The following is a 20,849-nucleotide window of genomic DNA, read 5'->3' on the forward strand; positions in this document are numbered from 1 at the left end:
ATCTCAAAATTGGTTATTCTATCCGTTTAACCCCGATTCCGGGTTCACCGTTCAATTGAATTTTTCCATCAACGATTTTCACGCCGTCAAACAGGTCGTTGCTGATTAACAAGTTACCATCCAGGTCTGCCCAATCCACTTTTGGTGATAACTGAGCTGCTGCCGACACGGCACAGGAAGTCTCCGTCATGCAACCAATCATTACTTTCATATCAAGTGCCCTTGCCAGCGTCAACATTTTATGAGCTTCACGCATACCGGTGCACTTCATCAGTTTGATGTTGATGCCGGAATAAACGCCTCGCAAGCGCTCCAAATCGGCCAACCGCTGAACACCTTCGTCAGCAATAATCGGTAGCGGGCTGTGCTGCGTGAGCCAGGCAATATCGTCAACCTGGCCTTTGGGCATGGGTTGTTCAATGAACACCACCCCCTGTTCTTTTAACCAAAAAATTGACTCGAGTGCCTGAATCCGATTCTTCCATCCCTGGTTAGCGTCAATACTCAACGGCACATCCACCATGGAGCGGATAGTTTCGATCATCTCTTTATCGCTGCTTCGTCCCAGCTTAATTTTCAAAATCTTGAATCCCTCCGCCTCTCTCACCTTCTGCCGCAACACTTCGTCGGTATCAATGCCGATGGTCATCGAACTAATCGGGGCATCTTCGGCCGAAAATCCCCAAATGCGGTGCCAGGGCTGCTGCATCATTTTACCAACCAAGTCGTGCAAGGCAATGTCAATCGAGGCTTTTGCGGCGCAATTCCCGACGGCAACGCTGTCAACATAGCCAAGAATCTCGTCGAGCCGAAACGGGTCGTTAAACTGCCCCAGATCGACTGAATTCAGGAAGCGGGCGGCCGTCTCATAACTTTCACCCAAATAAGGAGGCATCGCCGCCTCCCCATAACCAACCAAGCCGTCAAACTCAAGTTCAACGAGCATCGATGGCGTAACAGTCCGCGAACTTTCGGCCAGCGTAAATGCATGCCTCAACTGCAAGTCGTACGGTTTAAAACTCAACTTTAAACCGTTCCGCGGTCTTTTGCTTTGTTCTGTTTCGTTCATTTTGTGTTGTCCCGCACCCGCTAGTTATACCAGGGGTGGTCTTTAATTTGGATAATTTGTCCGGTATTCAACGAGTTCAGAATGCGACGCGCTGCGACCAGTTGTCCTCGCCGGTCGGGGTCGTAATCGTCATCCTTCGGGTTGAAACTATTGATTTTCACTCGTCCGGAAGAGTGAATAAAATGATCGTTGCCAATATACAGCCCAACATGCGTGATGTGATCGGCACTTCGCCCGAAGAACAACAAATCGCCGGGTTGAAAATCGATGCTGTCAACAGAAAGAACTTCGCCGTAACGTGCTTGTTGGGAAGCGTCGCGGGCCAGCATTACGCCCTGCGAGAAATAGGCTGTCTTCACGAATCCCGAGCAGTCGATTCCTTTGGTTGAAGTTCCACCCCAAAGATACGGGCTGCCAAACAGCTTTTTCGCAGTCGCGATTACGTTCGCGGCTTCAGGCTGAATCGCCTCCCAATGAGTAATCGGCAAGCATTCTGTGGCTTTCACAAAACCGGCCCGTCCGTCGGGAAACTTGATTTGAAGAAAACCGTTGACGGATCCTTCACTTTGAACAATGCTCCCTAAAACCAAATCAGACACAGGTTCTGCATCCCCTTTAGGAGCAGCCAGAGCCCAGCCACTTATTTGGCTGAAAACATAGCGATCCGAAGCTTTCCATTCGGCCATTTGCGCTTCAGTGCAAGTTGCCACACCGCTCGAACTCGCCCAACCGATGTACGAATCCGGCGTTTGAATCCGGTACCATCCGCCTTTTTTGTCGAGCAACTTCACCGGTGTACCCATCAGTGTTTGCGACACCATTTCGGCTGAATATTTCGGGGCCGAACGCATCGGGATAACCGATAATGTGACCAGCCCCCAGGTTTTATCGCCTAAAACCGTATCCGGCAGAATACGAACCGAATCGATTACCTGAACCTGCATCGAAGCAAGTGTATCGAGCAAAAAATCGTGCGCTTCTTTTACACTCGTTTCACCTTTTAAAACGACTTTCCCACTACTCGTCTCCTGAATGTCGACGTCTAAAACAGCCACTCGCTTATCGGGCACAAATCGCTTAGTAACGCTAGTTGCTAACGTGTCGTACGATTCCTGATTGCTCCCCGGCTTACAGGAGGCAACCACTAAACACAGCATACCGATGAACATGGATTGCCGCAGAAAACGGCCTCGATGGCAACATTTGTATTTCATTTTATTCTCGTTTTTTTGATTACTATCAATTTAATTCACATACTTCAAACACACGATTTTTCCATCCAGCAACGAGACCAAAACCTCGTTGTTTCCAACAGGCAAGATGTAATTAACCAATGCATTCGAAACTTTGTATTTCCAGGCAACCTGATGTGTCGTTTTATCGATTGCACAAACAATGCCCTCGGTTGTAGGCACGAACACCAATTCGCCGGATTCGGTGATTGGCGAAGGTGCAATCTCGTAGCCCAAACCAGCCTTGCTTTCCCAGGCTAGCTTTTGTTCGTCGCACAGGGTGTAAAAAGCATCGACATTTCCCTCGTGCATGTTTTTGATGTACACCAACTCCCCGTCATCCGAAATGCCAATCGACTCGCGGCAGGAATATGCTTTCGAATCCCAGACTTCTGCCCCGGTTTGGGCATCCAGCGCCGTCATGTGCTGATCCGGCGCAACAATAAAGATTTTCCCGTTTGCCGCCACCGGCCAGACCGCAGCCGGCGACAACATCCGATTGGTATATTTCTCGCGATTCCACATGAGTTTTCCTGTTTGGGTATCCAACGCGTAAAACGAGTTGCCCCACGATCCGAAGTAGACTTTGCCGTCGTAAACCAGCGGCTTGCACTCAACAAAGTTACTCACCCCGCTGAATTCCCAATTGAGTTTCCCGGTTTTCAAACTGACGGACCGGAAAATACCTTCGGAAGAGCCGATATAAACTGAATTTTGATCGGCTGACGGTGAAGCAACAATTGATTTTCCGGTCTCAAAACGCCAAAGCTCCTGCCCCGTTTTTAAGTCAATACAGTAGATGTTATTGTCGGTCGACGCACAAACGACTTTGTTTTCCGAGACTGCCGGTGTCGAATAGACTTTCCCGCCAGTTTGAAATTGCCAAACAGTTTTGCCGGTGTTTGTGTCGAGCGCCACAATTGCCCCTGCCACATTTCCGTAAACGGCAATATCGCCTACAACAGAAAGTCCGGTTCCTATATCGCTCACATCCTGAAACTCCCAAACTTTCGACACGCCCGGATACTTTTCATTGACCGAATAATCGGGACGAGGGTATGTTTTCGTATCGGCTTCAAAATGATGATTCACCAACGGTACTTTGCACCAAACGTCATTTGTCTTTACGCCCGGGGTTCGTTCGGCGTAAAACATCGTGTCCTGTTGGATCGTGACGATATTGTAGCCGCCAATCTCCCTTCTTGCCCGTAGGTTGGAGCGCCCCATCACGCCGGGAATGCCTTCAAAATCGTACAATTTATTGGCATGCCCGTGCCCCAAGAGGTCGGCTTGGATATTTCGCGATTTCAGCAGATCGATAATCTTGTACCAGTTCGACAAGGAATTGTCGAGCGGATAGTGGTTGACAAAAATGACCGGTTGCTCGGGATCTTGCATGTGGCTTAGAATTGAATCGAGGTAAACCAGTTGTTCGTGCGGAACAAGACCCGGAGCCATGCGCATGTTGGGGCCACTGGCTGTCCCGATAAACAAATAGCCGCCGGCTTCGAAACTAAACTCCTCGCAACCGAAAATACGAACAAAGCTGTTGTTTCCGCTTTCCGACCATTTGGAATCGTGATTTCCCGGCACGATGTACCATGGCTTGTTCAATTTTGAAATGATTGCCTTTGCCGTGTTCAATTCTTCGTCGGAACCAAACTCTGTAATGTCGCCCGAAAGGATCACAAAATCGATGTCATCCTGCCCATTAATATCTTTAACCGTATTTTCCAGATCTTCAGCACCGGTTCCCGAACCAACGTGCGTATCAGTAACATGCGCAAACCGCAATGTTTGTGCAGAGAGTATTCCTATTTGAAAAGCGAGGATGAAAAGGAATATAATTTTTCTCATTTGGTTAATGAATTTGAAATACTTGCTAACCGTAAAATCTACTTATTATCTTTTAGCCAGTCGATGATACCTTTACGAATTTTCTTCGCCGTTTTCTTTTGAAAGTGCGGATCGATGACCTGCTTTTCATCCGTTTCGTTGCTTAAAAAAGCCACTTCAACCAAGCAGTTTGGATATTCGGTAGGACCGCTCAAGGCAAAGTTGAAGTTGCCAACATTGCCGAACTCATCCAGCCCCAGTTCCAACATTCGGTTTAAAATGGTTACCGAAAGAGGTTTAAATCCGATATAACGATAGTAAGTGCTCACCCCGCTTACCGATCGATTGGAAGAGGAATTGTGGTGAATGCTGATCAGAAGATCCGGGTTTTGTTCCCGTAACATCAATGTACGATCTGTCATACTTAGTTCTTCATCACCATTTCGGGTCATAAATACGTTCGCTCCGCGGCGTTTCAAATACTTTTCGAGTTGTTTCGCCACCTGCAGATTGCAATCTTTTTCCTGAACACGAGTATAAACGCCAACTGCACCTGTATTTGAGCCACCATGCCCGGCATCGATAGCGATCTTCAGATGCTTTAGTGCGGTGCGAGTCGGCTGCCGCTTGATCGAAATTTGTAAGGATTTGTCTTTATAACCGATGGAATATCCCCAGATTTGCTGATGTTTTAGTTCGATGATCACTCGGAAAACATCGTCTTCCACCTGTTCACAATACGCATTTTTTATTTCGGTTGCCGACCGGCGTTGCGTAATCCAGTTTGTGTTGCTTGTCGCACCGTAAATATCCACAACGATCCGCGATGGGTTAATCATCTGAATACTTTTATAGGGCAGTCTTTCGTCCAGTCGAATCGACACCAGGTCACTTTGTGCGTCTCCATCCACTTTCCAGGAAGACGTCAGGTGGTACGGAGTTTTTGGGTAGACCCCCGAAAGTTGAATATTTGCTTTCGGAATAAAAGCTTTGTGATTTTTTGAGAGTTGCACAATGTAGTCATCAGCCAGACTATCGACTACCTGCAAAACCACCGCGGTATCCAGGTAAGTCATCTTTGCACCACCGAGGCGGTCAGCTCCAGGTCCATATTCCAGGTAGGGCAAATCTCCGGTCGTTATTCCTTTCAGAAAAAGGCTATCATTGAGCGTTTGAAGACTGTCGGTCTGAGCATACAAACCTGAGAAACAGTAAATACCTAAAAGGAACAGGAACGTTTTTATTTGATATTCTTTCCGTGACATATTATTCAACTAGTTTCAACTTTACAGCGAAAAAAAGCGGTGTAAAATTGCGTTCATCGACTGACTTAAAAAGCTAATTTTCATCGTATAAAAGATACTTCTTTCTCATCTGTTTATACTTATCCAAATCTTGCTGCCAACTGGCACGGATTTGCTCTTCACTCTGCCCCTCGATAATTTGCTTGCGCAACTGATCGGTGCCGGCCAAGGTGTCGAAAAACGAGATGAAAAAGTTCTCCTTGTCATCGCACTTGTTGTAAAAATCGATGACGTATTTGATTTCGAGTTGCCTTATCTCCTGGAGCTGGCTGAGCGCCACACCCGATAAATCGTAGCCGTAGCAGGTATCACCTTCAAACTTGGGATGAAGCGCCAGCACCGGGATCGATTTCGGAACATAGGAAAAATCGGTCGGCGTGTAGTAAGGCGCACCGAATTGCTGAAAGGGTTTGTAAGTTCCGCGGCCTTCATTCACATTGGCACCCTCGAACAAACAAATTGAAGGATAAAGGTAAATCGACTTCATATCGGGCAAGTTGGGCGAAGGAAGTATCGGCAACTGGTACTTCGTCGCATGCGTGTAGTTTTCCACTTTCACCACCTCCAAATCGCATTGAATGCTGTCTTTCAGCCAGCCTTCGCCGTTAGCCATTTGCGCATATTCACCCACTGTAAGCCCGTGGATAACCGGGATCGGGTTCAGGCCCACAAAACTACCGAATTGAGAATCGAGCACTGGCCCATCAACGTAATAGCCCAGCGGGTTTGGACGGTCGAGAACAATCACTTTAATCCCGTTTTCGGCACAAGCCTCCATGACTTTATTGAGTGTTGAGATGTAGGTGAAGAAACGCACACCAACATCCTGAATGTCGAAAACAACAACATCGACGCCCTCAAGCATCTCGGGACCGGGTTTCCGATTCTTGCCGTAAAGCGAATAAACCGGAACACCCGTATCCGGGTCGGTTGTACCATCAACATGCTTGCCACGCTCGACGGTTCCTTTATAACCGTGCTCGGGAGCGTAAATCGCCTTAATGTTGACACCTTTCCTGTAGAGGTAGTCGATCAGGTGAACCGAGTCGACCATCGATGTTTGATTGACCACCAAGCCAACGTTTTTATTTTCCAAAAGCGGCAGGTAGATCTCAGAACGGTCAGCACCAACGATCACCGCGGGTTCTGACTGTTCAGTTGAATTGCTGCATCCGGTTGTTAAAATAGAAGCCAGAAGAATCAAACAGGAAATCAAACTCAGTTTCGCGTACATGAATTGTCTTTTTAAATTGGTAATATTCTATTCTTAAAAATTAAAAATGAGAGAGGCTGCGGTGTCTCGGTGCTAGTTTGATTTTGAGGCATCCCGAAGAAAAACCTCATCAAGTAAAACAGGAGCGAAGGAACATTTTGCTAAGATTGAACAGCCGCTTTTTTGCCGTTCCCAAACATACTAGTCATACGTTTTTCGAAAGATAATCTGCTGCGGAATTTGAACCCGACTCCGTTTCCGTACTCCTGAGATTTCACTCCCATAGTCACGTCCAACCTATATCGGAATTCGGGACCAAACATCATCAAGATCTTCCTCCAATACAACTATTGCACAGAACCCGGTTGCAGCACACCATCTACTGTCCCCCAACAGAATTTGTGGCTTTTCACCTGAACAGCGACTAAAAAAAGGAATGAATGGAAGATCCGCTCTGAAAAGAGCAGCTCAAATAAAAAGAATAACCCCCTTGACTAAATGATTTAAAAAAAGGACAGTTCTCTTGCAGAGAACTGTCCTTAACAATCTAATTATTCTGCAGTATCCCACCAAACGGGTTCAGTCATATAAGTATTCTCGAAAACACCCAATGCCGTTACTTTGGCAGCATTATAATATCGTTCGTAGTAAGCCATCTGGTAACGACGAATGTAATCCGTCTCGGTTGGGAAAGCGGTTTCATAAACAAATTCAGGACGCATAAAGCCTTTATAGACACCGGCATCCAGATCGTAGGTTCCCGCTGAACCGATACAATAGTCACAACGTCTCATATCAGTCCAAACTTCAGGACTATAAGTTAACGCGATGTACTTCTGCATCATGATGTGGCTCAGGGTCAACTCAGTCGAACTTTGTGCCACTGCTTCACTCGCCAGGAAGGCAGCACTTTCAGTCGACGAAATTCCCATTTTATCCATGTTTGCCTGAATACCTGCTTTGTAAGCTGTTAACGCACTGGCTTTGTCTCCTTCGCGGAAATAAACTTCAGCCTCGATAAACTTCACTTCAGAGTAGGAAAGCAGGAAATATGGTGAATTTTGTTGTGTGTAGAACAACACATTGTCATCAGTCGAGCGAAGCCCAACATAGTTTACATCCGAAGCCAATGGCTCAGAATCTACCTTTGTCAAATCAACACCGTAGGAATACTCTCCTGCATTGTCGCCACTTAAAATTTTCGGGATCAACAAGGCTGCACGAGGGTCTTCAACGCCGCTATTCCAGCTGTTTCCTGTTCCGTCAACTGTATTCAACAGGTAATCAATCCATAATTTACCGGGCTTGTAGCTGGCCGACATGTTTTGATATTGAATAGAACGGCGAGCCGAAATATCGCTAATCTCATACGGATAGGAAGCATCATCGTCATTCGAACTAAAAGACATTGAAAGAGCTGACAGGATGCCGCTTGGATTATAAGACAACAGATCGGTACCCTCTGCTTTTTTAGACAGGTGACTCATCAAACGGGCTTTTACGCCGTATGCAAACTTGATCCATTTGTCTACATCACCGTTGTACATGATATCGCCGGCGGCTAAAGTTGGAGCATCTTCCGCTTGAGTCTTCTGCAAGTCAGCAATCGCTTCGTCGCACAATGGCAACACCTGGCTGTAAACGTACTCTGCATCATCATAATCCGGCTGAATGTTTCCTGCCAAACCATCCTGATAGGCCATGTAGCCGTAGGCATCAACCAAAGCGCCACAACCAAATGCCTCCAAAATTTTACCAACACCAACATAATGCCATGCACCCAAATCTTCTGCATCCTGCACCATTTCGTCGATGTTCACCCAAGCATAGCCGTACCAGCACTGCCAAACCCATGCGTCGGCATTATTCTGAAATTGCCAGTTTTCCAACTGGTAATAACGGGCACTAGGGCTGTAAATATATCCCATTTGCTGGGTCAGGGCGGCAACACGGGTTCCGTGACTGCCATAAAAGTCGAAAGTCTCCGTCAAAGCATAGGGCAGTCGCTGATCAGGAGAAGCTTCCTGCGCGCTGTTCGGGGACGTATTAATGTCCAGATCATAATCACAGGACGTGATTATCAATCCGAGTAATATGATTAAAGTTGTCGTTATCTTTTTCATAGTTGATTGCTTTAAAACTTAATATTTACACCAAATGCAACACTGGTTGTAGCTGGTACGCCTGCATAATCGATCGCTGTAGAACCGGCACCAACAACACCTGAACCTCCGGCACTTACCTCAGGGTCCATTCCTTTATAGTTGGTAAATAACAACAAGTTAGTTCCCGACAGCGAAATATCTGCTGATTTAACAAATCCGAGTTTATCACAGAAAGAACCCGGCAAAGAGTAGGTTAACGACGCAGAACGCAAACGGAACCAATTCACATCGGTAATAAAGTGAGAAGCATCCGCAACATACTCATTCTGATAGTAGCTTTGATCCAATTCCACGGAGCTGGTTGCATCCTGGTAATCACCATTCGAATCAACCATTACACCACTGAATTGCCCTGTTGTACCACGGTTTTCGGTTTCTTTACTTGTACCCGAGTAAACCATTGCATATTCGGTTGCATTGTAAACATCTCCGCCCTTGCGGATATCAATCAGGAATGAAAGATTCCAATTTTTAAAGGTGATACTGTTGTTGAAGCCAAGCAACAAATCCGGCTCGCGGTTACCAACGATATTGGTCGCATCTGTTGAAGTAATTGGCAAACCGGTATCAGAATCCAGGATTGTTTTTCCATTTTCATCCGCCGTCCAGCGCTGACCAGTCAAGCCAAGGAAGTCTCCTTCGCCGATTGATGCCGATTTGGCCGGTCCGATTTGCACGTCAGTTACGTAAAGCAGGGTAACACCTTCTGGAAGATCCGTTACCGTACCATCGTTGTGTGAAATATTCAACGAAGTATCCCAAGTCCAATCTTTCGATTTAACCGGTTTACCGGTCAAGGTAACTTCAACCCCTTTGTTGATAACCGTACCGAAGTTTACATACTGGAAGATGTAACCGGTTGCCATACTCACACGAGGAGAGATGATCTGGTCCTTACTGCGTGTATCATAGTAGGTGAAATCAACTCCAAAACGACCTTTCAGGAAACGCATATCCAAACCTAACTCAGTTGATTCGGTTGTTTCCGGTTTTAGGTTCGGGTTACCACCGGTGTAACTGTTCGAATATCCACCGCCAACTGTCGTTACAGGGTCATTCAGATAAGTAGCTGTTTGGTAAACCGGAGCATCCTTACCAACCTGTGACCAAGAAGCACGAAGTTTAGCAAATGAGAATTTATCTTTCAACTCATCCGAGAACAGTTCTGAGACAATAACACTACCACTTACAGATGGGTAGAAGAAAGAGCGGTTCTCAGCAGACAAAGTTGATGACCAGTCGTTACGACCGGTAACACTCAAATATGCAATGCCTTTGTAGTCGGCAGAAAACTCGCCAAAGAAGCTGTACAAACGTTTTGTTGAACGATAATTTGAATAGCTCTTATTGTCTTCATCAGCGTTATTGATACTGAGGAAGTCGCTCAATAAACCAATCGCCTGCTGCTTGTTTCTGTAATAAGTTGTTTGCTCGTAGTTATGTCCGAGCAACAAACCAAGTGTGAAGTCATTTACTTTTTTGTTGGCTGATAAAGTTAAGTTCGATGTCAAAATGTTGTTTTCACGTTGAATCTCGCTAACGGAACCGTCAGTATAAGTGTCTGCTACAGCAGATCCCGGGTACAAAATACTGCGGGTATACATGTTATAATGGTCAACCCCCAAACGGTAAGTACCACTCAACCAATCTGTCGGATCAATTGTAACGTAACCTGAACCAATAAAACGGTGAACGTCGTCGGTTACCGGGTTGCGGTTTACTGTCCAATAAGGGTTGTCGACATCATCTACCGGTTCAACATTGTTTACCAAAGGAACACGGCTGCCACCTTCCAACCAATTCGACATGTTGTTATTCACCGGCCACAGGTAAAGGCTGATCATCGCACCATCGCCTGAAGATCCGTAAAGACCATCACCGGTCAATGTTTTGTTTGATTGAGAGTAAATGTAGTTTGTATTCATCCCAACCGTAAATATGCCTTTCGTTTGCTCACCGTTAAAACGGAATGAGTTTTTAATGTAATTCGTAGTCGGCACGATACCGTTTTGGTCAGAGCGGTTCATGGAGATGAAAAAAGTCCCGTTTTCATTACCACCCGATACGCTACCGGTCACATCATAGGACCACGCTGTTTGGAAGAAATCTTCCATATTGTTGTATATCGAACCCGAAACAGGAGCACCCCAGGAACTGGCTGTTCCATCATCGGCGACACCGTTGTTACCCTGTCCGTACATTTTTTGATATTCAGGATATTTATTAGCCACATCCATGCGGAATTTAGAGCTCACGGTAACTTGTGGTACACCGGCCTTCCCTTTTTTAGTCGTGATGATTACAGCACCCGCAGCAGCTTTCAAACCATAAAGCGCTGCAGCAGCAGGACCTTTCAACACCGAGATAGACTCGATATCGTCCGAGTTAAGGTCCAAACCACGGTTGGCCGAGTAAGTTGAAGTGGCACTCAAACCACCGGTACTCGAGTCGCCGCCAACAGCCGAGTTGTCGATTGGAATACCATCAACTACAAATAATGGCTGGTTGTCGCCCGTCAGCGAAGTACCCCCGCGAATAATAATCTGAGACGAAGATCCTGGCGCACCGCCCGAGTTTGTTACGTTCACCCCGGCAATTTTACCATTCAATGAGTTTACCAGGTTGGGCTCTTTGACTTTCACCAGGTCAGCACCCTTCACCTCCTGGACTGCATAGCCCAAGGCTTTGGTTTCTTTTTTGATCCCCATGGCTGTTACAACCACTTCGTTCACCTCTTCAGTTGAAGCTTCGAGCTGAATTTGAAGGCTCGTTGAATTGCCAACGGCTACTTCCTGAGACTCCATCCCGATGAATGAAACCTGCAAAACAGCACCTGGCTTCACCGATAAAGTGAATTTACCACTCATGTCGGTCACTGTACCATTGGTCGTTCCCTTCTCCTGGATAGTCACTCCCGGAAGAGGATCCTTTGTCGTCTTTTCCTGAACGACTCCGGATATCGTTCGGTCTTGTGCTGTTGCCATGATGGCGATCCAACACGAAAGGAAGAGAAAAATTAATCGTTTTTTCATGAGACACCTTTTTGTTTGGGTTAAGTAATACATCCATTAACTATTCAAGTTTCTGGATTGAAAACTGCAAATATTGATTCGATCTATTTTGCTTCTTTTGAGTTTGGCTTTTGATCTTTTTGCTTCGTCGTACGTTGTTTTACTATCGCAACGATTCACAAACACGCGTTCAACGATCAAATTTAATTTTTCAAATCAATAAATCAAGTACATTGTAATATGTATTACAAATTTTCTTAAAAATTTTAACACTCTTACGTCTTTTTCCCAATCGATTGAGTTAAAAACCTTACTAACTGAGTCCTATAGAGACTGCAAACACTTCTAAAATTAGCTGAAAATCACTTGTATTACAAATCGCCGTTAATCTCGTCGTAAAACACTTGTAAAATATTTGTCCGCACATTCAACTTGCCCAGCAAATTATTGTCGCGCGTTGGGTACACCCGGTTACTCAGGAACACATAAACGAGTTTGTATTTGGGATCAGCCCAGATAAATGTACCCGTGAAACCGGAATGGCCGAAACTTTCGGGGCTGGCACCGGGGCAAGGATAGCTGTCTTCGGCATCAACCTCTTTGTTGTTCACCAATGGTTTGTCGAAACCTAGTCCGCGACGATTATTTTCTTCCGGAAACTGGTAGCGTGTGAATTCTTTCATCGTTGCCTCGCTCAAATATTGCCGGCCACCATAGCTTCCCATTTGCATGTACATTTGAACCATCTTCGCCAAATCATTGGCATTTGCGAACAAACCTGCATTACCCGAAACCCCGCCCATCACAGCAGCGGCTTCGTCGTGCACAGTACCTTGCACCAACTGTTTACGATAAAGCGAATCGTATTCCGTGGGGATAATCTGGTCTTTACTATACTTTTCAAGCGGCTTGTAAGTCACATGGTAAGCCCCGAGCGGCTTGTAGTAGTTGTCATCCAGAAACTCCACATAGGATTTCCCTGAAAGTTTTTCGGTCAACTCAGGGATCAACAGGAAGGTAATCCCGCTATACACATATTTTCCGGGAGGATTGATGCTCGACAAGCGGATATCCCGATAGACTGTTTTCTTGAATTTATCTTTCAGGAATAGCCCCGGAGCAACTTCCAAACTATATCCGTCTTCGGATTGTGGCATGTACCACTTTTCAATTAACTGCTCTTTGTCCTTCATGGTCTCTTTCCAGTACTGGATGTAAGGGATCAAACCTGAGCGGTGAGCCAAAATCTCGCGCCATCCCAGATCCTCCTTGTTGGAGCGATGGAACAGGCCTTTTCTCCAATCCGTCCAGTAATCCGAGAACCGGTCATCCAGGTCAATCATCCCTTCATCTGTCAGTTTCAGAACAGCAGCTGTTGCTGCCGAGACTTTGGTCACTGAAGCCAGGTCGTACAAATCGTCTTCGGAAACCGGGATGCGCTTGTCGAAGGTATGATAACCATATGTTTTACTGAAAATGACTTTTCCATCCTTCACAGCAAACACGCTGCAACCGGGCGTTGCTTGTTGTGCAATGGCGTCATTGGCAATCGAATCGATCCGATGACTTAAACGGGCGCTGCTCATTCCAGCTTCCTCCGCAATGGTGTATTTCAAACGGCCCACGCCGTCCAGTTGAATGCCGTCGCCTGCACGATAATAATTGCCAAGCGATACTGGCAATTTCCCTTTAGCACCAATCCCTCCAAAAATCAGTTGAGCCGACAGCTCCTGCACCAGTGTATCATTTTGGTAAGCCATAATCAGGCCTGCCGGAGCTTTAAAATCTTTCACTTCTGCCAATGCATAAGGGCTCGAAAAGAACACCTCAACTGCTTTCTTTTCGGTGCCCAAATATTCCAGCAAAGCTTCTGTTTCGTCGGTCAGTCCGTAAGGCCTTTCAGGCTTTACCGCCTGCATATTACCCACCTGCATCGAATGGCGGCGCTTGGCTTCGTACAAATGAACACCCGCAACAACCAAATTATAGTCTTTCAGCCTTGTTTTTAATTCAGCCAGTTGCTCTGCAGTAAATCTTTCCGGTAAAAAGAAGTTCGTGGTCTTGGTGTACTTGCCTAACATCTTTTGGAAAGGCGTCTCCTCCGTTCTTCCAACCGCCACGCAAGCAACCGTCAAGGTATCTAATCCCTGAAGGGGTAAAATTTCGTTTTTATTTTCCAGTAAAGTGATGGATGCTTCAATCATCTTCCGTTTTGCCAGTTCTACCTCCGGACTGTTCAAATCGGCCATCAGGTTCTTCGCGCTCAGCGGAGAATAGTCTGCCAACCCGGCCCAGTATTTAGCTTTTAGCACACGATGGCACTTTTCGTCAATTTCAGCCCAAGTCAATTTGCCTTCCTTCAATGCCTTCTTGATTCCTTCCAAGGCAACTACAAAATCTTTCGGAAACTCAACAACATCGTTGCCTGCTTTCAACGCCAAAGCTTCCAGCTCGCCGGGTTCGCCAAATGCTTTGGCACCTCCCATGTTCATCGCGTCGGTTACCACCAGGCCATCAAAGGACCACTCGTCACGCAAAATTCCAGTAATAACTTTGGGCGATAAGCTGGACGGAATTCCATCGTGATCATCAAGATGCGGTACATGCAAATGCGCCGACATGATGCCGGTCACCCCTTGCTCAACCATATGTTTAAACGGGTAAAGCTCCACCGAATCCAACCGAGCGCGATCATAGGGAACCAACGGTAAAGTCAGATGCGAGTCGGCCTGTGTATCGCCGTGTCCGGGGAAGTGCTTTGCAACCGCAATAATGCCATTCTTCTGCAGGCCTTTCGCATAGGCAAGGCTCAATTCGGTCACTTCCTTGGGAGATTCACCGAAAGAGCGCATTCCAATAATCGGGTTCAGCGGCTGCGTGTTAATGTCGGCAACGGGTCCAAAGCTCACCTGAACACCCAGACGTTTCATTTGCTGCGCCATTTGGTTGGTGGCTTGTTCAACTAACTCCGGATCGTACGATGCCCCCATCATCATGTTGTACGGGAAGCTGGTTACGCCGTAAAGTCGCATCCCAACGCCCCACTCCGCGTCCATTGCAATCAACAGCGGTGTTTGAGCTACCGACTGGTACAAATTGGTCAACTGAACCTGTTTCTCCGGGTTTCCGGTAAAGAAGATTACCCCACCCAGGTTGTATTTTTTAACGAGGTCGGCAACCTTCATTTGCGCCTCGACTTTATCATCAGCATAAGCATTTATCCAAATCAATTGCGCAATGCGCTGATCGGGTGTTAGCGATTGAAATACAGAATCTACCCATTGCTCCTGCTCCGGGTTTTGCGTATTGAATTGCGCCAGACACTGCCCGGCTAGCGTAAATAATATTCCAAACAGGAAGATCAGTTTCTTCATAATGTCAATTTTAAAGCCTGCTCGTGTAAACAGACCGAACGTTGTAAGAATTGTTTGTTAGACTTTGATAAATATTTTGTTTCTATACATCACATAACCAATCAGCCAAAAAAGCACCACGTGCGCCAATGCGAACAACAACGAGCCGTTTATTGGTCCCGCCAACGGCTCGAAAACCTGCGTGTACAGCCAATTATAACCGTTTTGCACATCTCCTTCGGGCGTTTTCAACTTAATCAGCCGAAGCAACGAAATTGCCCAAAAGGTAGAAAGCGAAAATATAAACAACGGGTTTTTACCGAAAACAACAAAGAAAGAAGTCCATTTTTCGTACGAACGGACGTCGATAATCCAGACTAATACGCCCAATACAAGTGAAGCCCATCCGCCGGCATAAATCACATACGAACTGGTCCACAGAGGTTTGTTAATCGGAAAATAAATCCCCCAAATCCAACCAATAGCAATCCCTGCTGCTCCCCACAAAATCAACATCAACGGAACTTGCGTCTTGGTTCGGCTCTTAATGAGCATCCCAGCCATGTATCCCAGCAAGGCTGTCGCGATAGCCGGGAAAGTACTCAGCAACCCTTCCGGATCGAAACGAATGCCGAATCCTTTGTACATGTGATTTTCTCCCAGAATCGACATATCAAACGGAATTGTTGCGTTTCCCTCGAGGCTATATGGCTCGGACCCTCCGCCGAAATACAGAATTGCCCAATAAGCCAGCAAAATGGCAGCCGTAACCCAGGGCAAGGCTTTACGGCCAACTGTAAGAACAATCAACGACGATATCCCGTACACCACGGCAATCCGCTGCAATACGCCCATAATCCGGACATGCGAAAAGTCCTTCTGCCACTGCGGAAACGAATTAAAAAATAAGCCGATGGCAAAAATCAGCAGGGTTCTCCTGGAAAGTCGAATCAGCGACTCGCGATTTAAAACATTTCCATATTTCGAAAACGAAAAGAACATGGAAACGCCGACTACGAAAAGGAAAAATGGAAAAACCAGGTCGGTCGGGGTGCAACCGTTCCATTCCGAGTGTCGCAAAGGCGAGTAAATGTGCGCCCAACTTCCAGGGTTATTAACGGTAATCATTCCAACGATTGTTATCCCCCGAAGCACATCAAGTGCTAAATATCGCGTTGTTGTTTTCATTCAATAAATTTAAACCTTACTCGTATCAATTCTTTCAATGCTCCAGAAGCCACGAAAGATGCCCGGGGAAAACCCAGGCATCTTTGAAAGACCTCTTTATGTAGCAAATCATCTTTTTAAATTTCCGGATCCTCCGGGCAATTCGGATTATTATCCCGCTCCTCCTGCGGATAAGGATAGTAATTCCGGTTTCGTTCACTTGTTAGATCAGTTCCGGAAGTGATCACTAAATCGGGATGGAAACGTCGGCTATCTGCCAAACGCTGACCAGTAAAGAACAACTCGATACAGCGATTTTTGTAAATCTCCTCCAATAAATCGGCTTGAGACAGAGAACTCAAATAGTCTGTCTGATCCTCCAAACCCGCTTCTACACCATACACATCATTTGTTTTGGTGAGCACTTCATTCAGATAAGTAACGGCTTGCGTTAACTGACCAGAGCGCGCATACGCTTCTGAAATGTTCAACAAAACTTCACCCGGCAGGTAAACCGGTATTTCTGAACTGTAGGTCGAGAAGAAACCTTTAATTTGTTTCATTGTCGCTCCACCCAGCTCGGCCAACTCAACGGTATCCGGGGCCGCCAAATAGAAGTCGTAACGACCATCGCCATCTGCTGGAATGTAATCACCCTTCAACCCGAAATTATCTTTCGGAAACAGATAGGGAGAACCGTTCACTGCAAAATCATATACCGGGTTATAATTTTCGTTGTCATACGAAAAAGTTGAAGTCATTGTCAGGTCGATGCCCTGAGCAGTACTAATACAGCTGGTGTAATCACCCTGGTACAAATAAGCCCTGGACAACAAAGCGTCGATGCAACTTTCCAAATCAATATTTCCCATCACATTTGAAATGAAATCGCTTGACAGGCCTGAAGCAACAGCACTTTTCGCTTCTGTTAGCAAGCTTACTATTTCAGCCATTCCGGCGTCGAAATCCGAGAATTCGGCATCGCCATCAGCGGAATTCATCAAGGGAGCTTCTTCAAAATTTTGATAGAGGTTACAAAGCGTCAAGGCTTTGAAGTATTTCGCGAAGGCCAGAATACCGTTTCGGGTTCCGTCTTCCATCGTGATACTTTCAACATTCCCGATCAAATCTTCCGCCTGGCCCTTGTCTTTTAAAAGTGCCGACCACAGACTACCAACACCCGTGTTGATGTTGGTCAGCGAGGTACTTCCGTAGGTCAAGTCCATCGGTGTTTGATAGGTACTGGTTGTACCGATCTCGCGCGTTGTCACACCGGGAACGTAAATGACATACCGGAGTGAAGTTACCGAGTAATGCGTGCGCAAGCCAACGCAAACCGCGTAAAAACCGGCAAGGCTGTTGTATGCGTTCTCTTCATTGGGCTGGTTGGGGTTCGAGAACTCCGTGTCGCATGCCGACAAACTGACAACCAACAAACCCATCACTATATTTTTAAGTATTCTTTTCATAGTTCTTCGGGATTTTAAAAGTTAACATTCACACCAAAAATGATGGTTCTCGGAATTGGCACGTTGGCCATATCGTTACCCCGTACCACATTCGACTGACCTTCCCGGTTAACTTCGGGGTCCATTCCGTAGTAATTGTCGAATGAGAACAAGTTCCGCCCTGTCAGACTCAACTTGATTGATTCGCACCAGTCAACAGCCGGCTTAATCCGGTAGCCTAACGACAGCTCGCGAAGCTTCACAAATGATCCATCTTCGATGAACGAATCGTAAATACTATACTCAGCTACCCCCCAGCCTTTCGGACGATCGCCGCGCAACTCTTTGGCATAACCGTCACCACCAGCATAACGGTTCAAAATACGTTTATCCCAGCTAATTACATCGTAACCTTGCACAGCATCAAACTGCACACGGAATGACCATTTTTTGTAACGCACTTCGTTGATCAACGAAGCAATGAAATCAGGGTTTGGATCACCAATTACCTTTTTCAGGTTTTCACCTGTTGGCTGTCCGTTAGCGTCGCGCTCAGAAACAGGTTCATTATTTTCATAATGTCCTTTTTCACGCTGCGGAAGACCGTCGGCTGTCAGCAACAAACTACCATCGTCGTTACGTGCATAGTAGTAACCGTAGAAAACACCCAGCGGATAGCCGTTTTTCGCGGCCGATTCACCCCAGGCGTAAGTGATGATATCACCTTCAATTCCGTCAACCTTGTTTTTGTTTGTACTGAAGGTTGCGGTTAAATCCCAGTTCAAATCTTTTTTCTGAATGACTGCAGCTTTTAGCAACAACTCGAAACCTTTATTGGTCATTGTTCCAACGTTCTCAACACGGTATTCAGCGCCGGTTGAAGGAGAAAGTGTGCGTTCAAGCAACAAGTCCTCGATATCTTGTTTGTAGTAAGTCATCTCCAGCCCCAATCTTCCGGAGAGGAATTCCAGATCCGTACCAACTTCAAACTCTGTTTGTCTTTCCGGCTTCACATCTTTATTACCTAAAGTTGAAGGTTTGATCAAACCGGTTGTTCCGTCAATCGAAACCGTGCTGTAGTTGGTGTAACGGTCATAAGCTTCAATCGCAGTCATATTACCCGCCTGCCCCCAGGAAGAACGCAGTTTGAAGGTATTGACAATATTGCCAAATGAACTTTCTTTCCAGAAGTCATTGTCAGAAACAACATACGATCCACTCACTTTAGGATAAGTCTGACGTCTTTCATCATCACCAAAAACCGATGATTCATCAACACGAATCGCTCCGGTCAGGAACAACTTATCCTTGTAGCCAAAAGTCTGTTGCAGATAATAGCCGCGGATCGACTTTTCAGCCATGTAATCATTTCTTCCGGTAACTGTACCGGCGTTCGATGATTCAACTGCAGGAATCAGATTCTCGGCAGACAGTGAAAGGATCTGGTATTTTTCGTATTGCAAGCTATAACCTGCTGCTGTTGTCGACACAATGTCTTCGTTGATGTTAAACATGTAACGGGCATTCAGGTCATTGTTCAACTTCATCTCGTCCAGGCTTTCCTTTTGCGAAACCCCTTGCGGTGTTGTGTTGAAACCTACCGGCACATATAGTTTACCCAGCGAGTTTGAGTAGTCGTAACCAAAGGTATAATCCATGGAGAATCCTTTAAACGGATGCAATGCCAATTTGAAATCGGTAATCGCCCGCTTATTAATCTGTTGCGCGTCTACCAGGTCAATGGCTTCCTGAATGTTTGTGATCCATCCGAAACTTGGGTACACTCCATCAGTAGGACGCATGTCAACTGAGTTATCGGCAAACAACAAGCTGGTTAAAAGTCCGTAGTTGAAATCCTCGTTGTTGAACTGATTTTGGCTGGTGTTGTATGAAATACTTGTACCAACACTCATGTCCATCCACGAAGTCAGTTTATCATCAATCCGCAAACGAGCAGTTGTCCGTTTAAAATTCGTGCCGTTCACAATACCTTCGTTATCGAAGTGTGATGCTGAAAAGAAGTATTTGGTATCGCCTTTGGCACGTGAAAGTGAAACGTAGTTTTTCGTACCAACTGCAGTGTGGAAAATCAAATCCTGGTAATTGTAGCGTTTAACCGGTGTTCCATCAGCATTGGTTGAAGTCGTTCCATCGCCATCCCAAATCAGGTTCACATCGTTATAGGGCAACGTTTTGCGCACTTCCGAAACGCTAAGTTGTGAATTTACATTGATATCCAAACGCTCCGAGCTTCCGCGTTTTGTCCAGATCTGAACAACCCCGTTACTCGCACGAGAACCATAGATCGCTGCAGCGGCAGCACCTTTAATTACCTCAACGCGTTCAATATCCTGTGGTTCAATGTCAACCAAACGGTTTTGCGTATAACCGCCGAGATTGATCAACTCACGCGATTCGTTGTTTACCACTACACCGTCAATGATGTACAGCGGGTCAGAACTACCCAATACCGTACTGGCACCGCGAAGACGAACAGAAATACCACCCGATGGATTACCCGAGTTCTGCATTACCTGCGCACCGGCTAATTTACCTGACAAAGCGCTCCCAACGCTGATAGCGCCCGATTCCTGAATATCAATCGCGGGAATCGTAGAAATGGCGTTACCCAGCTGTTTCTTTTTGGTCAGTGCACCGGCACCAGTCACAACAACCTCATCCAAGCCCAACGCGTCGGCTGCCATCGCAACATCCAACACGGCGCTTGCACCAACTTTAACCTCCTGGGTTTTCATACCGATGAATGAAAAGAGTAGTACATCACCTTCAGCGACCTCAAGGCTGTACTTTCCATCAATATCACTAACAGTCCCTTTTGTGGTCCCTTTTACCGATATATTCACACCCGGCAACGTAGTACCATCAGAAGCAGATGTAACAACTCCGGAGACCATTTTCCCCTGAGCAAAGGCATTTATTAGAAATGCCAGTAAAAAAATAAGCAAGAAAGTTTTTTTCATAGGAATCTCGATTATAAGTTTAAGACTCTTCGTTTTTTTCAATATTACAACTTGTATTACATCTTACAAC

The 20,849-nt window shown here is 46.1% G+C and carries 11 protein-coding genes; all 11 read right to left on the minus strand.

Features of this window, described 5'->3' with window-relative positions:
• Positions 1 to 13 precede the first annotated feature (13 nt).
• The gene (locus BC643_RS12645) at positions 14 to 1,024 is read right to left on the minus strand and encodes a dipeptide epimerase (RefSeq protein ID WP_245994939.1); all 1,011 of its coding nucleotides are present in this window, start codon (positions 1,022 to 1,024) and stop codon (positions 14 to 16) included.
• Between the two features lie 65 nt (positions 1,025 to 1,089).
• Positions 1,090 to 2,283: a C40 family peptidase gene (locus BC643_RS12650; RefSeq protein WP_120273434.1), complete on the minus strand. Its 1,194-nt coding sequence runs from the start codon at positions 2,281 to 2,283 to the stop codon at positions 1,090 to 1,092.
• A gap of 30 nt (positions 2,284 to 2,313) precedes the next feature.
• Positions 2,314 to 4,158: an outer membrane protein assembly factor BamB family protein gene (locus BC643_RS12655; RefSeq protein WP_120273435.1), complete on the minus strand. Its 1,845-nt coding sequence runs from the start codon at positions 4,156 to 4,158 to the stop codon at positions 2,314 to 2,316.
• Between the two features lie 38 nt (positions 4,159 to 4,196).
• Positions 4,197 to 5,402 carry an N-acetylmuramoyl-L-alanine amidase gene (locus BC643_RS12660; RefSeq protein ID WP_120273436.1) on the minus strand — a complete coding sequence of 402 codons (1,206 nt, stop codon included), beginning with the start codon at positions 5,400 to 5,402 and terminating at the stop codon, positions 4,197 to 4,199.
• A gap of 73 nt (positions 5,403 to 5,475) precedes the next feature.
• Positions 5,476 to 6,675 (minus strand): exo-beta-N-acetylmuramidase NamZ family protein, encoded by a 1,200-nt coding sequence (locus BC643_RS12665; RefSeq protein ID WP_120273437.1) that lies wholly within the window; start codon positions 6,673 to 6,675, stop codon positions 5,476 to 5,478.
• A gap of 530 nt (positions 6,676 to 7,205) precedes the next feature.
• Complete coding sequence (locus BC643_RS12670) at positions 7,206 to 8,777, minus strand: SusD/RagB family nutrient-binding outer membrane lipoprotein (protein ID WP_120273438.1); 1,572 nt, start codon at positions 8,775 to 8,777, stop codon at positions 7,206 to 7,208.
• A gap of 11 nt (positions 8,778 to 8,788) precedes the next feature.
• On the minus strand, positions 8,789 to 11,851 hold the full coding sequence (locus tag BC643_RS12675) for a SusC/RagA family TonB-linked outer membrane protein (RefSeq protein WP_120273439.1): 3,063 nt from the start codon (positions 11,849 to 11,851) through the stop codon (positions 8,789 to 8,791).
• 350 nt (positions 11,852 to 12,201) lie between these two features.
• The gene (locus BC643_RS12680) at positions 12,202 to 15,204 is read right to left on the minus strand and encodes a glycoside hydrolase family 3 N-terminal domain-containing protein (protein WP_120273440.1); all 3,003 of its coding nucleotides are present in this window, start codon (positions 15,202 to 15,204) and stop codon (positions 12,202 to 12,204) included.
• A 57-nt stretch (positions 15,205 to 15,261) separates the two neighbouring features.
• Entirely contained in the window at positions 15,262 to 16,371 is a 1,110-nt protein-coding gene (locus tag BC643_RS12685) for an acyltransferase family protein (RefSeq protein WP_120273441.1), read from the minus strand.
• A 116-nt stretch (positions 16,372 to 16,487) separates the two neighbouring features.
• Complete coding sequence (locus tag BC643_RS12690) at positions 16,488 to 17,819, minus strand: RagB/SusD family nutrient uptake outer membrane protein (RefSeq protein ID WP_120273442.1); 1,332 nt, start codon at positions 17,817 to 17,819, stop codon at positions 16,488 to 16,490.
• Between the two features lie 14 nt (positions 17,820 to 17,833).
• A complete protein-coding gene (locus BC643_RS12695) occupies positions 17,834 to 20,779 on the minus strand; it encodes a SusC/RagA family TonB-linked outer membrane protein (protein ID WP_120273443.1) in 2,946 nt (981 codons plus the stop codon).
• Between the last annotated feature and the right edge of the window lie 70 nt (positions 20,780 to 20,849).

Origin of the sequence: Mangrovibacterium diazotrophicum (genome assembly GCF_003610535.1) — a bacterium.
Lineage (GTDB): Bacteria > Bacteroidota > Bacteroidia > Bacteroidales > Prolixibacteraceae > Mangrovibacterium > Mangrovibacterium diazotrophicum.

Bases quoted from the DNA above. Each gene is read 5' to 3' on its own strand.
- BC643_RS12650 (WP_120273434.1), bottom strand. From the start codon at position 2,283: ATGAAATACAAATGTTGCCATCGAGGCCGTTTTCTGCGGCAATCCATG.
- BC643_RS12655 (WP_120273435.1), bottom strand. From the start codon at position 4,158: ATGAGAAAAATTATATTCCTTTTCATCCTCGCTTTTCAAATAGGAATA.
- BC643_RS12660 (WP_120273436.1), bottom strand. From the start codon at position 5,402: ATGTCACGGAAAGAATATCAAATAAAAACGTTCCTGTTCCTTTTAGGT.
- BC643_RS12665 (WP_120273437.1), bottom strand. From the start codon at position 6,675: ATGTACGCGAAACTGAGTTTGATTTCCTGTTTGATTCTTCTGGCTTCT.
- BC643_RS12670 (WP_120273438.1), bottom strand. From the start codon at position 8,777: ATGAAAAAGATAACGACAACTTTAATCATATTACTCGGATTGATAATC.
- BC643_RS12675 (WP_120273439.1), bottom strand. From the start codon at position 11,851: ATGAAAAAACGATTAATTTTTCTCTTCCTTTCGTGTTGGATCGCCATC.
- BC643_RS12680 (WP_120273440.1), bottom strand. From the start codon at position 15,204: ATGAAGAAACTGATCTTCCTGTTTGGAATATTATTTACGCTAGCCGGG.
- BC643_RS12685 (WP_120273441.1), bottom strand. From the start codon at position 16,371: ATGAAAACAACAACGCGATATTTAGCACTTGATGTGCTTCGGGGGATA.
- BC643_RS12690 (WP_120273442.1), bottom strand. From the start codon at position 17,819: ATGAAAAGAATACTTAAAAATATAGTGATGGGTTTGTTGGTTGTCAGT.
- BC643_RS12695 (WP_120273443.1), bottom strand. From the start codon at position 20,779: ATGAAAAAAACTTTCTTGCTTATTTTTTTACTGGCATTTCTAATAAAT.